This window comes from Streptomyces sp. NPDC102279, from assembly GCF_044766365.1.
In the GTDB taxonomy this organism is placed as follows: Bacteria; Actinomycetota; Actinomycetes; order Streptomycetales; family Streptomycetaceae; genus Streptomyces.
On sequence record NZ_JBIWLU010000003.1, the window covers coordinates 53,429 to 68,151 of the forward strand.

The 14,723-nt window shown below is 72.7% G+C and carries 9 protein-coding genes, 4 tRNA genes, 1 other RNA gene and 1 pseudogene; 9 read left to right on the forward strand and 6 right to left on the reverse strand.

The features are described from left to right. The first annotated feature begins 94 nt into the window (after positions 1-94). The 8 genes and pseudogenes from ACIRQH_RS07010 (at position 95) to ACIRQH_RS07045 (ending at position 5,271) form a co-directional block, all read left to right on the forward strand. The gene (locus ACIRQH_RS07010; RefSeq protein WP_358817875.1) at positions 95-412 is read left to right on the forward strand and encodes an Lsr2 family protein; all 318 of its coding nucleotides are present in this window, start codon (positions 95-97) and stop codon (positions 410-412) included. A gap of 143 nt (positions 413-555) precedes the next feature. After that, positions 556-627, forward strand: a tRNA-Gly gene (locus ACIRQH_RS07015). A gap of 117 nt (positions 628-744) precedes the next feature. Then, positions 745-820 (forward strand) — tRNA-Gly (locus ACIRQH_RS07020). Positions 821-1,081: 261 nt separating this feature from the next. Beyond that, complete coding sequence (locus tag ACIRQH_RS07025) at positions 1,082-2,098, forward strand: ABC transporter ATP-binding protein (protein WP_388868014.1); 1,017 nt, start codon at positions 1,082-1,084, stop codon at positions 2,096-2,098. Continuing rightward, positions 2,095-2,898, forward strand: coding sequence for an ABC transporter permease (locus ACIRQH_RS07030; protein ID WP_404224608.1), 804 nt, complete (start codon positions 2,095-2,097; stop codon positions 2,896-2,898). The genes ACIRQH_RS07025 and ACIRQH_RS07030 overlap by 4 nt, the downstream gene beginning before the upstream one ends. 20 nt (positions 2,899-2,918) lie before the next feature. Beyond that, a pseudogene (locus tag ACIRQH_RS07035) lies at positions 2,919-4,154 on the forward strand (sensor histidine kinase); the annotation flags it as partial. 419 nt (positions 4,155-4,573) lie between these two features. Further along, on the forward strand, positions 4,574-5,176 hold the full coding sequence (locus ACIRQH_RS07040) for a response regulator transcription factor (protein ID WP_358817941.1): 603 nt from the start codon (positions 4,574-4,576) through the stop codon (positions 5,174-5,176). 22 nt (positions 5,177-5,198) lie between these two features. Further along, positions 5,199-5,271 (forward strand) — tRNA-Gly (locus ACIRQH_RS07045). Between the two features lie 109 nt (positions 5,272-5,380). Here the strand turns inward: ACIRQH_RS07045 and ACIRQH_RS07050 are convergent. The 6 genes from ACIRQH_RS07050 to ffs all read right to left on the reverse strand — a co-directional run bounded on the left by ACIRQH_RS07050 (position 5,381) and on the right by ffs (position 14,444). Next, positions 5,381-6,280, reverse strand: coding sequence for a phosphoribosylaminoimidazolesuccinocarboxamide synthase (locus tag ACIRQH_RS07050; RefSeq protein ID WP_358817878.1), 900 nt, complete (start codon positions 6,278-6,280; stop codon positions 5,381-5,383). 146 nt (positions 6,281-6,426) lie between these two features. After that, positions 6,427-7,956 carry a N,N-dimethylformamidase beta subunit family domain-containing protein gene (locus tag ACIRQH_RS07055; protein ID WP_404224610.1) on the reverse strand — a complete coding sequence of 510 codons (1,530 nt, stop codon included), beginning with the start codon at positions 7,954-7,956 and terminating at the stop codon, positions 6,427-6,429. 324 nt (positions 7,957-8,280) lie between these two features. Further along, positions 8,281-10,152: a hypothetical protein gene (locus tag ACIRQH_RS07060; protein WP_388868479.1), complete on the reverse strand. Its 1,872-nt coding sequence runs from the start codon at positions 10,150-10,152 to the stop codon at positions 8,281-8,283. A 367-nt stretch (positions 10,153-10,519) separates the two neighbouring features. Next, on the reverse strand, positions 10,520-11,773 hold the full coding sequence (gene purD / locus ACIRQH_RS07065) for a phosphoribosylamine--glycine ligase (RefSeq protein WP_388868021.1): 1,254 nt from the start codon (positions 11,771-11,773) through the stop codon (positions 10,520-10,522). A 127-nt stretch (positions 11,774-11,900) separates the two neighbouring features. Beyond that, a complete protein-coding gene (locus tag ACIRQH_RS07070; RefSeq protein WP_404224612.1) occupies positions 11,901-14,204 on the reverse strand; it encodes a DNA polymerase III subunit gamma and tau in 2,304 nt (767 codons plus the stop codon). A gap of 141 nt (positions 14,205-14,345) precedes the next feature. After that, positions 14,346-14,444, reverse strand: an RNA gene (gene ffs / locus ACIRQH_RS07075) — signal recognition particle sRNA small type. A gap of 71 nt (positions 14,445-14,515) precedes the next feature. Here ffs and ACIRQH_RS07080 point away from each other — a divergent pair. Then, positions 14,516-14,603 (forward strand) — tRNA-Ser (locus tag ACIRQH_RS07080). Positions 14,604-14,723 lie beyond the last annotated feature (120 nt).

Genomic DNA, 14,723 nt, shown 5'->3' on the forward strand with positions numbered 1-14,723 from the left:
AGCCGGACAGTCGACATCTCTCCGACAACTCCGTGACGTCCGCGCACGTCATGACCGTTGATCGCGGAGCTGTCGCGCGAAGGGACCGATATTCGTGGCGCAGCGTGTCGTGGTCACTCTCTTTGACGACATCGACGGCTCGGAAGCGGCGGAGACGATCGCCTTCGGACTGGACGGCAAGTCGTACGAGATCGACCTCAATCCAGCCAATGCCAAGAAACTGCGCAAGGTACTCGCGCCCTACCTCGAGGCCGGCCGCAAGCAGTCGAAGTCCGGGAAGGCGTACACGCACACCGCGCTGACGCCCGACCCCGCCGCCGTCCGCGCCTGGGCCCGCTCCAACAAGATGGACGTCCCGCCGCGCGGCCGGATCCCCAAGAAGGTCTACGAGGCGTTCGCCGAGTCCCGCTGAACCGCCGCCCCCGCGCCCGGAGCACCCGCGAGGGACCGCCACCGGACCCCGGAGACAGCCGACTTGCGCTGACCCCCCGCTGATCAGCTAGAGTCTGGAACACGCCGAGGGGCAAGGCCGAAAGCCGAAACCCACGGAGTCGCGCGGGTGTAGTTCAGTAGTAGAACATCCCCCTTCCAGGGGGAAGGCGCAGTGTGCAATTCCTGTCACCCGCTCTGCATCTCTTACCGACCCTCTCATGGGGGTCCCTCCTGCTCGAGCTTGTCGAGAGCTTGGGATGGATCAGGTAGGGTGGTGCTCGCGCCGATCGGTGGAAGCCGGTCGGAGGCAATGCGGACGTAGCTCAGTTGGTAGAGCGCAACCTTGCCAAGGTTGAGGTCGCCAGTTCGAACCTGGTCGTCCGCTCCAGAAAACAAAGGCCCCGGTCAGTCGACCGGGGCCTTTGTCGTGTGCCGTTCGTGAGCCTGTGTGCTCCCGTGTTCGCGACCGCGGTGCGAGCAGCGCCCGTACCCGGACATCGACGGGCGGTCCCTCTCCGGCCTCGCCCGCATCACAGCCTTCATCGAAGTCCCTTCCCCACCGGATCTCCCTCTGCCGTCTGACATTTGTCATGGGGAGTGATGACACCGCGCACTGCTGCCGGGCCCTTTCCGCGGCGAGGCTGAATGCATGAACACGAACGGGCACGATCACGTGATCGAGGTCACTGACCTGCGGCGGGTGTACGAGGGTGCGGGCGGAGACTTCGAGGCGGTGCGCGGCGTCACGTTCTCGGTGGGCCGCGGCGAGCTGTTCGCCCTGCTCGGGACGAACGGCGCGGGCAAGACGTCCACCGTCGAGCTGATCGAGGGCCTCGCGCCTCCGGCCGGCGGGCACGTCCGGGTCCTCGGACACGATCCGTACACGGAACGGAGGGCCGTGCGGCCCCGGATCGGCGTGATGCTCCAGGAGGGCGGCTTCCCCTCCGAACTGACGGTCGCGGAGACCCTCCGCATGTGGGCGGGGTGCACCAGCGGGGCACGGCCCATCGGGGAGGCACTGGAGCTGGTCGGCCTCACCCGCCGGAGCGCGGTGCGGGTCAAGCAGCTGTCCGGGGGCGAGAAGCGGCGCCTGGACCTCGCGCTCGCACTCCTCGGCCGCCCCGATGTCCTCTTCCTCGACGAACCCACGACCGGACTCGACGTGGAAGGCCGCCGGAGCACCTGGGAGTTGGTCCGCGAACTGCGCGACGGCGGGACCACGGTCCTGCTGACCACCCACTATCTGGAGGAGGCGGAGGGTCTCGCCGACCGGCTGGCGATCCTCCACGAAGGACGTATCGCGGCCCTCGGCACTCCGGCCGAGGTCACCGCGGCCCAGCCGTCGCGGGTCTCCTTCGAGCTGCCCGAGGGGTACTTCCCGGGCGACCTGCCCCCGCTGGCCGAACTCGGCGTGAGCAGCCACGAGACCGAGGGCCGGGTGATCAGACTCCGCACGAACGAGCTGCAGCGGACCGCGACGGCCCTGCTGGTGTGGGCGGAGCGGGCGCGGGTCGAGCTGCGGGGGCTCGATGTGCGCTCGGGCTCCCTGGAGGAGGCGTTCCTTCGCATAGCGCGGGACGCGGCGGTACACGCCGGGCACCGGCCCGAGCCGGCGGGAGCGGGCACCGGCGCGCGGGCGAGGCAGACGAAGGGGACGGCGGCATGAGCGGAACAGCGGTCACGACGAGCACGGGCCCGGCCCGGACCACGGCGGCGGGACGCATGGGAGCGCTGGCCCGCGCCGAGCTGACCCTGCTCGGCCGTACGAAGGCGACGCTCGCGGCAGCGGTGTTCGTGCCGCTGATCATGCCCTTCACCCTTCGCTCGACCGTCGACCAGATGGATCTGAAGGGCACCGGGCTCACCGTCGGGTCGATCCTGCTCCCTTCCTCGATCGGGTTCTCCCTGCTCTTCGCGGTCTACAGCTCGCTGGTGAGTGTGTACGCGGCCCGCCGGGAGGAACTCGTCCTGAAGCGGCTGCGCACCGGGGAGCCACGCGACGTGGAGATCCTCCTGGGCGCCGCCATTCCCTCGGTCTCGATCGGCCTCGCCCAGTGCCTGATCCTGGCCGCCGCCTACGCCGTGACGCTCGACATCGGGGCGCCTCGGGCACCCCATCTCGTCCTGCTGGGGATGCTGTTGGGCTTCGTCACGTGGCCGGCGCTGGCAGCCGTCACCGCGAGCTTCAGCAGGAGCATCGAGGGAGCCCAGGTCGCGGCGATGCCGCTGACGCTGGTGTCCCTGGTCGGTTCCGGGACCTTCATCCCGCTGGAGGTGCTGCCCGACCGCGTCGCCTCGTTCTGCGAACTGCTGCCCCTCACACCGGTGATCACCCTGATACGCGGCGGCTGGAGCGGGCACCTCTCCGCCCACGACACCCTGGGCGCCCTCGGTACGGCGGTGGTCTGGGCCGCGATCGCGGTGTTTGCTGTACAGCGGTGGTTCCGCTGGGAGCCGCGACGATGACCACGGACGTGGGGGCGGGCATGATCGAGCCGACCGGTTGGTGGCAGGGCAAGAGCACACCGGCCAAGGTCGAGACGTACACGCGGTGGTCGTTCCACTTCTTCGCCGTGATCGAGGTCGTCACGTTCGGCCTGCCGATCTTCGGCAACGTCTCGTCCGCCTTGTCCTGGCCGCTGTTCCTGCTCGTGTGCGTGCACGCCGTGCTGTGTGGGGTGACGGCGTCGCGGTCGCTGGACTGGACGCGTGGCACCCGGCGGCAGCCCGGGCGGATGATGCTGGCGCTGGCCCTGGGCACCGCCGTCGCGGCCCTCGTGGCGCTCGCCCTGTCGGGCACCGACTGGCGTCCGGCGACCGAGGACGAGCTACGGGTGTCGTCCTCGCTCTTCGTCGGCGTCATAGCGTTCGGCACCGGCACGCTCGCCCTCGGGATCCGCGACCGGCGGCGGATGACCTCGGCCGTGGTCGGCGCGGCCGCGGGGGCCGGGGCGGTCTCCTTCCCGCTCGGATTCCATGGGCCCGCCGCACTGATCACCGCCGTCGCGGTCCTGCTGACCGCCGGGTTCCTGACCTTCACCGCGGCCTTCTCGGTCTGGCTGCTGAACGCCGTCTACGAACTCGACGCGGCCCGCGAGACCCGGGCCCGGCTCGCCGTCGCCGAGGAGCGGCTGCGTTTCGGCCGCGACCTGCACGACGTGATGGGCCGCAACCTCGCGGTGATAGCCCTCAAGAGCGAGCTGGCCGTCCAGCTGGCCCGGCGCGGGAGGCCCGAGGCCGTGGACCAGATGACCGAGGTGCAGCGGATAGCCCGGGAGTCCCAGCGGGAGGTGCGGGCCGTGGTGCGGGGATACCGCGAAGCCGACCTGGGCGTCGAACTGGCGGGTGCACAGGGGGTGTTGACGGCCGCGGGCATCGACTGCTCGGTCGCCGGCGCGGGCACGGAGCTGCCCGTGGCGGTCCAGTCGGCGCTCGGCTGGGTCGTCCGGGAGGCGACGACGAACGTGCTGCGGCACGGGGACGCCAAGAACTGCGCCGTGTCGCTGCGGGTGGCGGCGGGCCTGGTGACGCTGACGGTCGAGAACGACGGAGCTCCGGACACGGAAGGCTCGTGTCCCCGGCCGGAGGGGGACTCCGAACGGATCGGGGGGTCCGGGCTCGTGGGGCTGCGGGAGCGGCTGGGAGAAGTGGACGGGGTGCTGCGGGCCGGCGCGAGCGGAGGCCTCTTCCGGCTGACCGCGGAGGTCCCCGTGTCACTGCCGCATGCCCCGGAACCGGACCCGGATGCCGATCGGGGGAGGGCTCCGGGGACAGGTCAAGGGGCGAGTCGGCCGTCGCCTGACATCTACCGGGACCCGGACCCGCGTCGCGGGAGGGCTCCTGCAGCAGGGCAAGGGGCGGCCAGACCGTCGGCTGACGCCTACCGGGACCCGGATGCGGATGCGGATGCCGGCAGGGACACGGACAGGGATGTGGGCAAGAGCGTGAGAACGGGCGTGGGTCAGGACGGTCGGGACGGTCGGGACGGTCGGGACGGTCGGGACGGTCGGCGGAAGGACAGAGGCGTGGAGGTCGGAGTCCCCGGGAGCGGGGGACGGTCGGCCTCGGCCGTGCCGCACCAGGCCGGGGAGGTCACGCCGTGACGTCCGTGCCGGAGGACGCGTCTGCGCCGGCTTCTCCCGTGCGGCTGCTGCTCGCCGACGACGAGCATCTGATCCGGGGTGCGCTGGCCGCGCTGCTCGGGCTGGAGGACGACCTGGTCGTGGTGGCGGAGGCGGCGACCGGACCCGAGGCGCTCGCGATGGCGCGGGCCCATGAACCGGACGTCGCCGTCCTGGATCTTCAGATGCCGGGGGCGGACGGTGTGAGGGTGGCCACATCCCTGCGGGCCGAACTGCCGGGCTGCCAGGTGCTGATCGTGACGAGCCACGGGAGGCCGGGCCATCTGAAGCGGGCGCTTGCGGCGGGTGTGCGGGGGTTCGTACCGAAGACGGTCAGTGCACAGCGGCTCGCGGAGATCATTCGCACGGTGCACGCGGGGAACCGTTATGTGGATCCCGAGTTGGCCGCCGACGCGATCTCCGCCGGTGACTCGCCGCTGACCGTCCGGGAGGCCGAGGTGCTCGAATTCGCCGCCGACGGTGCGCCCGTGGCGGAGATCGCGGAGCGGGCCGCGCTGTCCCAGGGGACCGTACGGAACTATCTGTCGTCGGCCGCGTCCAAACTGGGTGCGGAGAACCGTCACGCGGCAGTGCGTCTCGCACGTCTGCGAGGTTGGGTATAGTGGCTGTCGCGCCACGGCGCATGCGGACGTAGCTCAGTTGGTAGAGCGCAACCTTGCCAAGGTTGAGGTCGCCAGTTCGAACCTGGTCGTCCGCTCCGGAAAAGAAACCCCCGACCTCAGGTCGGGGGTTTCTTCGTGTCCGGGGGTGGACCCGGGTGTTCCGGGCCCGGCTCGGAGCCGGGCCCGGGGCCACGTCAGGCCAGGTCAGGTCCAGCTCATGCCCGTGAGGCGCTCGTAGGCCTCGATGTACTTGGCGCGAGTGGCTTCGACGACGTTGTCGGGGAGGGCCGGCGGCGGCTGCTCGCTCTTGCGGTCCCAGCCGGACTCCGCGGACGTCAGCCAGTCGCGGACGTACTGCTTGTCGAAGGACGGCTGCGCGTGGCCGGGCTCCCACGAGTCGGCGGGCCAGAAGCGCGAGGAGTCCGGGGTCAGCACCTCGTCGGCGAGGACCAGCGTCTCGCCCTCGTAGCCGAACTCGAACTTCGTGTCCGCGAGGATGATGCCCCGCTCACGGGCGATGTCCCGGGCCCGGCTGTAGACGGCGAGGGTCGCCTGGCGCAGTTCGGCGGCGGTGTCGGCGCCGACCTGGCGGGCCACCTCCTCGTACGAGACGTTCTCGTCGTGCTCGCCGACGGCGGCCTTGGTGGCCGGGGTGAAGATCGGTGCGGGGAGTTCCGAGCCGTCGACGAGGCCCTCGGGAAGGGCGAGGCCGCAGACGGTGCGGGACTCGTTGTACTCGACGAGACCCGAACCGGTCAGATAGCCGCGGGCGACGCACTCGACCGGAGCCATCCGAAGGGACTTGCAGATCAGCGTGCGGCCGTCCCAGTCGGCGGGGGCGCCCGGCGGGAGTTCGGTGCTCAGCACGTGGTTGGGGGCCAGCTCGGCGAGCTGGTCGAACCACCACAGCGAGAGCTGGGTGAGCGTACGGCCCTTGTCGGGGATCTCGGTGGGGAGAACCCAGTCGTACGCGGAGATGCGGTCGCTGGCGACCATCACGAGGTCGCCCGCCTCGTTCCGGTACAGGTCGCGCACCTTGCCGGTGTGCAGATGTACCAGACCCGGCACCTGAAGGGGCTCGGGCTTTTCGACGAATCCGGACACGGTGCCTCCCCGTGGTTCTGTCCTAGTGGCTCGATTCTCCCGTATGAGGGGAGCGGCCGCGGACAGGGGGCGCTCGGTGGCGGCGGAAAGGGGCCGGTTCCGCCTCTGGAGCGCGGGCGCCGCCGGGGGGGGCCGGCCGCGCGCCCTCAGTCGTGTTTGCAGATGCGGTCGAGAAGGTTCGCGGTGGCGCGCTGGATACGGGGATCCACGTGGCCGGGGCGGTCGAGCGCGGGAGACCACGCGAACGTTCCGGACGCGAAGACCAGGGCGCCGGACGGGGCGCGGTACAGCGAGGTCTCCTGATGGCGGGGGACGCCATCGCTGTCCGGATACGGGGAGTGCGCGAGCAGGATCCGGGCCTGGTGATCGGGCAGTGGCGTGCGTGGGAAGTAACGGTCCGCCTCTCCGGCGACCATGCCCTCCACCTCGTCGCCCTCGTGCGCGCCGGTCGCCTCCCACAGCCAGTGGTCGGCGTTGCGGACCACCAGGGGGTGCGGCTCGGGCACCCTGCCCGCGTACTGGATGCCGATGAGCTGCTGCTCCGGGCGGTCGACCTCGCGCCACAGGGCGGGCTTGCCCGGGCCCCGGCGCTTGCGGCAGGTCAGCAGGCGGTCGGGGACGCCGGACGGCGACGGGCCCAACTCCACCTGCCAGTACATGGTGTTGGCGGAGAGGAAGACGAGCGAGGTGCCGTGTTCGCGGGCGCGCTCCGTGGTGCGGCGCATCTGCGGCGACCAGTACTCGTCGTGGCCCGGGAAGACCAGGCCTCGGTAGCGGGTGGGGTCGACGCGGCCGGCGTGCAGGTCGCGGGCGTCGGCGTAGGCGAGGTCGTAGCCGTAGCGCTCGGCCCAGCGGATGAAGTCGTAGGCGTGGCCCACGTGGAGGGGGAGGCCCGCGCCCGCGTATGGACGGTCGAAGGAGACGGTCGTCGCGGCGTCGGCCTCGCCGAGCAGCCGGCCGTCCTCGTCCCACGCGTGGTAGAGGCTGGCGCCGGTGTGGCCGTCCTCCGGGTACAGGTTGTACGCCTGCCACGTGACGTCCGGGAGCAGCAGGAGCAGGTCGGCCGTCTGGTCGTTGCGGACGGTGAAGGGGACGTGGGAGCGGTAGCCGTCGACGGTGGTGAGGACGGCGACGTAGGCGCCGGTGCTCCAGTACGACGGGATCTGCAGGCGCCAGGACAGCCACCAGTGGTGGCAGGAGACCGTGCGGTCGGCGGTGAGCGGCGCCGGCTGCACGATGCCGGAGAGCCGGGGACTCGTGGTGATCTTGCTGGCGCCGTCACCGCCGTAGTGGCCGATGCGGTAGATGTCGACGCTGAATTCCTGCGGCGGGTCGACGGTGACGTGGAAGTCGATGGACTCGCCGGGAGCCGCGGCTCCGGTGGTGGTGAACCCCTTGATCTGGCGGCGGACGTCGTCCGCGGAGCGGGGGCCGCCGGAGCCGGAGCGCGCGCGGGTGCCCGAGGTGGCGCGCGGTGCCGGGATGCGCGAACCGCCGGCCCGGGGAGGCGGGGCCGGGGACGTGTCGGCGTCCAGGTACCAGGGGACGACATGGCCGGTGTCGTCGAAGTACGTCTCGCTGCCGCGGAGCCAGGGGACGGGGCCCTGGCCGAAGGGATCCGTGACGGCGTGTGCGAGTGCGCCCGACTCCCAGCGGCGGATCTGCTCCGACCCCATGCCGGTCCCCTCCTTCGTGCCCCCGTCGTTCGGCAAGCCCTTGCCCTTGCGCGCGATCGGTCCCAGCACATCACATTACGCACGCAGTCCGTCACCGTTCGTCGCGAATTGACGTGAGTGGAACGGGGCGCTCCGTCTGGGGCTGAGACGGGCTGCGAACAGTGTGCGGCCGACCGGCCGGAAGAGCGCCGGGCCGGACAAACCGGATTCGGACGAAACCGGTCGCGCGAAGCCGTGGGGCCCACCGGTTCGGCCGGTTCCGAACAGGTCTCGCCACGCCGTGGGCCCGCCGGTTGCGCCGGTGCCGCTGTTCAGCCCGTGCCGTCAGACCAGCCGGACCGGCTTCTCCGGGCGGACGCCGAGGCGCAGGAGCCACTCGCGCAGGGGTGCGGGGTCGCCGGTCTCTATGAGGGTGAGGACCCGGGGGCCGAGGTCGGCGGCGCGCTCTCCCGCGACGAGCAGGGACGGCCCGTCCAGCCAGTCGAGTCCGGGGGTGGCTCCCGCGGTGTCCATCGCGGCGCAGCAGACCATCGCCGTGACGTGGTCGGCCAGCAGGTCACGGCCGGTACGGGGCGGCTGGAGCGGGAACAGCGGAAGGGTCCCGTCGTCCCAGAGAGCGTGATCGGGGCCTTGCTGCTCCGCGCCCGGGGCGGGCGGCGCCGGGGCGGCCGCCTCCTCGCGGGCCACCTCTGCCGTGAGGCCGGCCGCGAGAGCCGCGGTTCGTTCGCTCCCCACGACGAGGTCCGGGTCGTCCTGCTCATCGGGGACACCGACCCCTTCGTACGCCTCCGCCCCGTGCACGCCGAGGGCTGCCTCCGGGTCGAGGGCCGCCTCCGGGTCGAGGGCCGCGTCGGCGTCGGGCGCCGGCCGGTCCTCCGCCGGGATGGCCAGGTGGTCCAGTACCCGGGCCAGTGTCGGGCCGCCCGCCTCGGGCCGGCCGGGGTCGGTCGGGTGCCGGACGCCGAGCGCGTCCAGAACGCGGTGGAGCCGGGCGGCGTCGGTGCGCCAGGTACGGTCGACGACCTCGTCCGGATAGTCCAGCCAGTCGACCGGCGCCCAGTCGGGGCCGGCGTCGGCGGGGCCGCCGTGGAAGAGCCGGGCCGCCAGCAGCGAGGTCGCCTCGTCCACCGAACCGGGCTCTTCGAGCAGGTCGCAGGCGGGCCGCTCGCCGAGCCGGGAGGTGAACCCCTCGGCCAGCCGGTCGCGGCGGGACAGCTCGGTCAGTGCGGCGACGACGCCCACGTCCAGCCGGGAGGGCCAGCGGCCCATCCGCCAGGCGGGCAGGGCGACCCGGGTCAGCAGCCGGTCCCAGCCCGCGTACGCCAGTCCCACCTGCTCCTGGGCGACGATCCGCAGGCCGTAGTCCACGGCCTGCGCGCGCTCGGCCGCCGCCGCGGCGACACCCCGCTCCATCTCGGCGGCATGGACCCGGCAGCTGCGCAGCAGGAGCCGGGTCACCCAGCCCACTCCGGAAAGGACCGTGCGGGACAGCGGGCCGCGTCCGGGCTCCGAGGTCACGGCGACGGCCGCGTCCAGTCCTCGTACGAAACGGCGGGCGGCGGCTATGTCCGGGTGGGCCGACGGGCCCGTACCGGCGACGACCGGGGCGAGGACGGCACGCAGTTCACCGACGCGCATCCACCACAGGAAAGGGGAGCCGATGACGAGGACGGGGGCGGCCGACGCACGGCGCGCGCGGTTCGCCGAGCGCGCGGCACCCCGGCCTCCGGCCAGGCCCGCCCGGTCGGTGTCCGTGCCGTCCGCCTCGCCGCCGCCCGACGCGGAGCGGCCGTGCGCCCGGTGGGTGCGGTCCTCCAGCCAGCTGTCGCAGTCCGGGGTCAGGGCTATCGCGGAGGGCGCCGGGACGTCGAGACGATCGGCCAGGTCGCGGACCATGCGGTACAGATCGGGGGCCGACGCCTCGGAGACCGGGACCGTGGGGCTCATCGCGGGCCGGGCGCGGGCGATCACGAGCGCGACGCCCGCCGCCGCGAGCAGGACGACAACGGCGAGGACCGCCACGATCCAGCGCACGGTCCCCCAGTGCCCGCCGACGATGTGGCCGGTGGCGCCTCCGGCCAGCAGCACGACGGCGACGGCCGCGGGGAGCAGGGCGACGGCCAGCGCCCTGCTGCGGATCCGCAGCACGGCCAGAGCCCGGGAGCGCGCGGCCTGCGCGCCCACCTCCACACCCATACCGGTCACGACCGGACGTCACCCCCTATTGTCCGCCGGGATCCGGCCTTCACGCGGCCGGTTCCGACGGATGTCCTGGCGTTGGTCACTCCCCCACTGTGGCACCCGCCACCGACATCGCAATGCCGGTGGGCCAAGTGCCGGAATGCTTTCGCCGCACCCTAGTTGGGGCCCCGGCCCCAGTCAGGCGGATGGGGCATCGGTCACTCGATGGAATGGCTCTGGGGAGAGGTGGATGACAGTGGGCGATGATCAGGCCCCCGGTTCCGTACAGAAACGGCCAGGCGGGAGGGGCCGGCTCCGGACACGGCGGAACCCCGCACTCCGTCTGGAGTCCGGGGTTCGGTGACGCCGTGGGGACCTGGGGCTATGCCTCGGCCGCCGCCTTCGCCGCGATGTCCGTGCGGTGCTGCGAGCCGTCGAGACCGATGCGGGCGACCGCCGCGTAGGCGCGCTCGCGGGCCTCGGCGAGGCCGGATCCGGTCGCTGTGACCGAGAGCACACGGCCGCCCGCGCTGACCACGGCGCCGCCGTCGTGCCGGGTGCCCGCGTGCAGGACGTACGCGTGCGGGGCGTCCTGCGCCGCCACCTCGTCCAGACCGGTGATCGAGTCGCCCGTACGCGGGGTGTCCGGATAGTTGCACGAGGCCACGACCACGGTGACGGCCGCGTCCGCGCTCCAGCGCAGCGGCTCCAGATCGGCGAGGGCGCCGGTCGCGGAGGCCAGCAGAACGCCGCAGAGCGGGGTCTTCAGCCGGGCGAGGACCACCTGGGTCTCCGGGTCGCCGAAGCGGGCGTTGAACTCGATGACCCGCACGCCACGGCTGGTGATCGCCAGACCCGCGTACAGCAGGCCGGAGAACGGGGTGCCGCGGCGGCGCAGTTCGTCGACGGTCGGCTGGAGGACGGTGTCCATGACCTCGTCCACGAGCTTCGGGTCCGCCCACGGCAGCGGCGAGTACGCGCCCATGCCGCCGGTGTTCGGGCCCTCGTCGCCGTCCAGCGCGCGCTTGAAGTCCTGGGCGGGCTGGAGCGGGACGACGGTGGTGCCGTCGGTGATCGCGAAGAGCGAGACCTCGGGGCCGTCGAGGAACTCCTCGATGACGACGCGGTCGCAGGCGTTGGCGTGCGCCCGCGCGGCGTCGAGGTCGTCGGTCACGACGACGCCCTTGCCTGCGGCGAGTCCGTCGTCCTTCACGACGTACGGCGCGCCGAAGGCGTCGAGTGCCTCCTCGACCTCCTCGGGCGTCGTGCAGACGTACGAACGTGCTGTGGGGACGCCGGCACCCGCCATCACGTCCTTCGCGAAGGCCTTGGAGCCCTCCAGCTGCGCGGCCTCCAGCGAGGGGCCGAAGCAGGGGATGCCCGCCGTGCGCACGGCGTCGGCGACACCGGCGACCAGCGGGGCCTCCGGGCCCACGATCACCAGTTCGGCGCCGAGTTCCGTGGCCAGCGCGGCCACGGCGGCGCCGTCGAGGGCGTCGACCGCGTGCAGCTCCGCCACTTCCGCGATCCCCGCGTTACCGGGGGCGCAGTACAGGGCGGTGACGTCGGGGTCGAGGGACAGGGAGCGGCACAGGGCGTGTTCGCGGGCGCCGCCACCGATGACAAGGACCTTCACGGGGGTCAGCCTAGCCGCCGGCCGAGGCTGCCCTTGTGGGGGCTTCCGATGACGGAGGCCTGCGGGGTTGGTGCGATCCTCCGAGGAGGAGGCGGTCCGGGGGGTGCCGTCACCCGGATCCGGCCGCTCAGTCGTTCGAGAACTCCTCCATGACCGTCGCGCCCAGCTCGCGGACGATCAGGTCGTGGCCGGAGAGCGCCGACTCGTCCAGGTCGGGGTCGTCGTCCTCCGGGGTGTCGTCCTCGGGGGAGACCGGCGGCGGTTCGGGAGCCGGTGGCCGGGTGGCCGCGGCCGAGCCTCCGCCCTGGCCGTGGCCGCCCGACGGGCCGCTCCGCGGGGAGGGCGGCTGGGCGGCCGGGGACGCGGGGCGCTGGCCGGACGGAGCGCCGCCGTACCCCGCGCCTCCTCCGCCGTCGCCGCCGTAGCTCCCGCCGCTGCCGTAGCCGCCGCCTCCGCCTCCGTAACCGCCTCCGGGCGGAGCGGTGGGCGGGGCCGAGCCGCCCGAGGCGTCCACGATCGCCTCGACCTTCCACTGCACGTTGAACTGCTCCGACAGCGCCTGCCGCAGCACGTCCTCGCTGCCGCTGCTCGCGAAGTTGTCGCGCGCCCCGGCGTTCACGAAGCCGATCTGCAGGGTCGTGCCGTCGAAGCCCGTGATCTGCGCGTTCTGGCTGAGGAGGATCCAGGTGAAGCGGCGGCGGTTCTTCACCGCCTCCAGGATGTTCGGCCAGAGGGTGCGGGGGTCGGGACCGCCCATGGCGGGTGCGGGAGCGGGAGCCTGTGCGGGTGACGCGGAGGCGGCCTGCTGCGGAGCGGGGCTCGCGGCGGGCGCCTGCGCGGGCGGCGCGGGCGGCTGACCGCCGCCCGCGGGGGCCGCCGTGGGCCAGCCGCCGGGGCGCCTGCCGCTGCCGACGGCCGTCGTGGTGGGCCAGGCACCGGGTGCGGGGCCCGCGGGGGGACCGGCGGCCGGGGGCTGCTCCGGCGCGACGGGCGTTGCGGGGGCCGGGGGGGCCGCCGCCGGGGCCGACTGCGGAACGGGCGCGGGGGATGCCGTCGGTGCGACGGGCGCGGCGGCTTCGGGCACGGCTCCGGCGTCCGCGCCGGGTCCGGCTCCGCGCGCCGCGGCACGGGCCGCCGCGGGGCCACCGCCGGGCGGGACCACCGGCGCGGCCTGCGGCGCCGCCGGAGCGGCCTGGCGCATCGGCGGCGCACCGTGTGTCTCGGGTCCGGGGACGTACCCCATGGCCGGGGCCGCTCCGCCGCCGGAGAAGTTCACCCCGCGCTCGATGCGGTCGAGGCGGGCCATGACGGACCGCTCGTCCCCGTAGGCGGCGGGCAGCAGCACCCGCGCGCAGATCAGTTCGAGCTGGAGGCGCGGCGAGGTGGCTCCGCGCATCTCCGTCAGCCCGTCGTTCACGAGGTCGGCGGCGCGGCTCAGCTCGGCGGCGCCGAAGACCCCGGCCTGGGCCTGCATGCGCTCCACGACGTCGACCGGGGCGTCGATGAGCCCCTTCTCCGCCGCGTCCGGGACGGCCGCGAGGATCACCAGGTCCCGCAGCCGCTCCAGCAGGTCGGCGACGAACCGCCGCGGGTCGTTGCCGCCCTCGATGATGCGGTCCACGACCTCGAAGGCGGCGGCGCCGTCCCCCGCCGCGAACGCCTCGACGACCGAGTCGAGGAGCGAGCCGTCCGTGTACCCGAGGAGCGAGGTCGCCATGGCGTACGTCACACCGTCGTCGGCGGCGCCCGCGAGCAGTTGGTCCATCACGGACATGGAGTCACGCACGGAACCGGCGCCGGACCGGACGACCAGGGGCAGCACGCCGTCCGCGACGGGGATGCCCTCCTGGCCGCAGACCTGGCCCAGGTACTCCCGCAGGGTGCCCGGGGGCACCAGCCGGAACGGGTAGTGGTGGGTCCGCGACCGGATCGTCCCGATGACCTTCTCGGGCTCGGTCGTGGCGAAGATGAACTTGAGGTGCTCCGGGGGCTCTTCGACGACCTTCAGGAGCGCGTTGAAACCGGCCGACGTGACCATGTGGGCCTCGTCGATGATGTAGATCTTGTACCGGCTGCTCGCGGGGCCGAAGAAGGCCTTCTCGCGCAGGTCACGGGCGTCGTCCACACCACCGTGCGAAGCGGCGTCGATCTCGATGACGTCGATCGAGCCCGGTCCGTTGCGTGCGAGGTCGCGGCAGGACTGGCACTCCCCGCACGGCGTCGGGGTCGGGCCCTGCTCGCAGTTCAGACAGCGGGCCAGGATGCGCGCGCTGGTCGTCTTGCCGCATCCGCGCGGACCGCTGAACAGGTACGCGTGATTGACCCGGTTGTTCCGCAGCGCCTGCTGCAACGGGTCGGTGACATGCTCCTGCCCGATGACCTCGGCGAACGACTCCGGGCGATAGCGGCGGTACAGCGCGAGAGACGACACGTCTACGAGGTTATAGGCGCCCACTGACAAGCAGGACCGTCCGAAGCTCTTCGCGGACGTGACCCCGGACTCGGTCCCGGCCCGCGGGGCGCACCCGGCGGATCGACCCCCGCCCCGCACCGCCCGGACACCGGTTCCGGAAACGTAAGCGCCCCCCACGCACCCGCCAGAGCCAACTTACCCTTGCTGCCTTCCGGCCCTGGGGGAGTTCAGTCAGATAGCGCCACGTGAGGGGCTCCGCAAAGAGTACAGGATCCTGGAGGGGGGAACGAGTTCGCGAGCACTCCTCAACGTCTTGTATTGTTTGCCCCGGAGGATTCGCCTAGTGGCCTAGGGCGCACGCTTGGAAAGCGTGTTGGGGGCAACCCCTCACGAGTTCGAATCTCGTATCCTCCGCCAGTGCCTCACCGGGCACTAACGTCGAAGGGCCCCACCGCGAGGTGGGGCCCTTCGACGTTGGTGGCGCCGTACCTGCCGTCAACGGGCGTACGAGCTGCGGGAACTGTGTGATCCGGGTCT

Bases quoted from the DNA above. Each gene is read 5' to 3' on its own strand.
- ACIRQH_RS07025 (WP_388868014.1), top strand. From the start codon at position 1,082: ATGAACACGAACGGGCACGATCACGTGATCGAGGTCACTGACCTGCGG.
- ACIRQH_RS07030 (WP_404224608.1), top strand. From the start codon at position 2,095: ATGAGCGGAACAGCGGTCACGACGAGCACGGGCCCGGCCCGGACCACG.
- ACIRQH_RS07055 (WP_404224610.1), bottom strand. From the start codon at position 7,956: ATGGGGTCGGAGCAGATCCGCCGCTGGGAGTCGGGCGCACTCGCACAC.
- ACIRQH_RS07060 (WP_388868479.1), bottom strand. From the start codon at position 10,152: ATGGGTGTGGAGGTGGGCGCGCAGGCCGCGCGCTCCCGGGCTCTGGCC.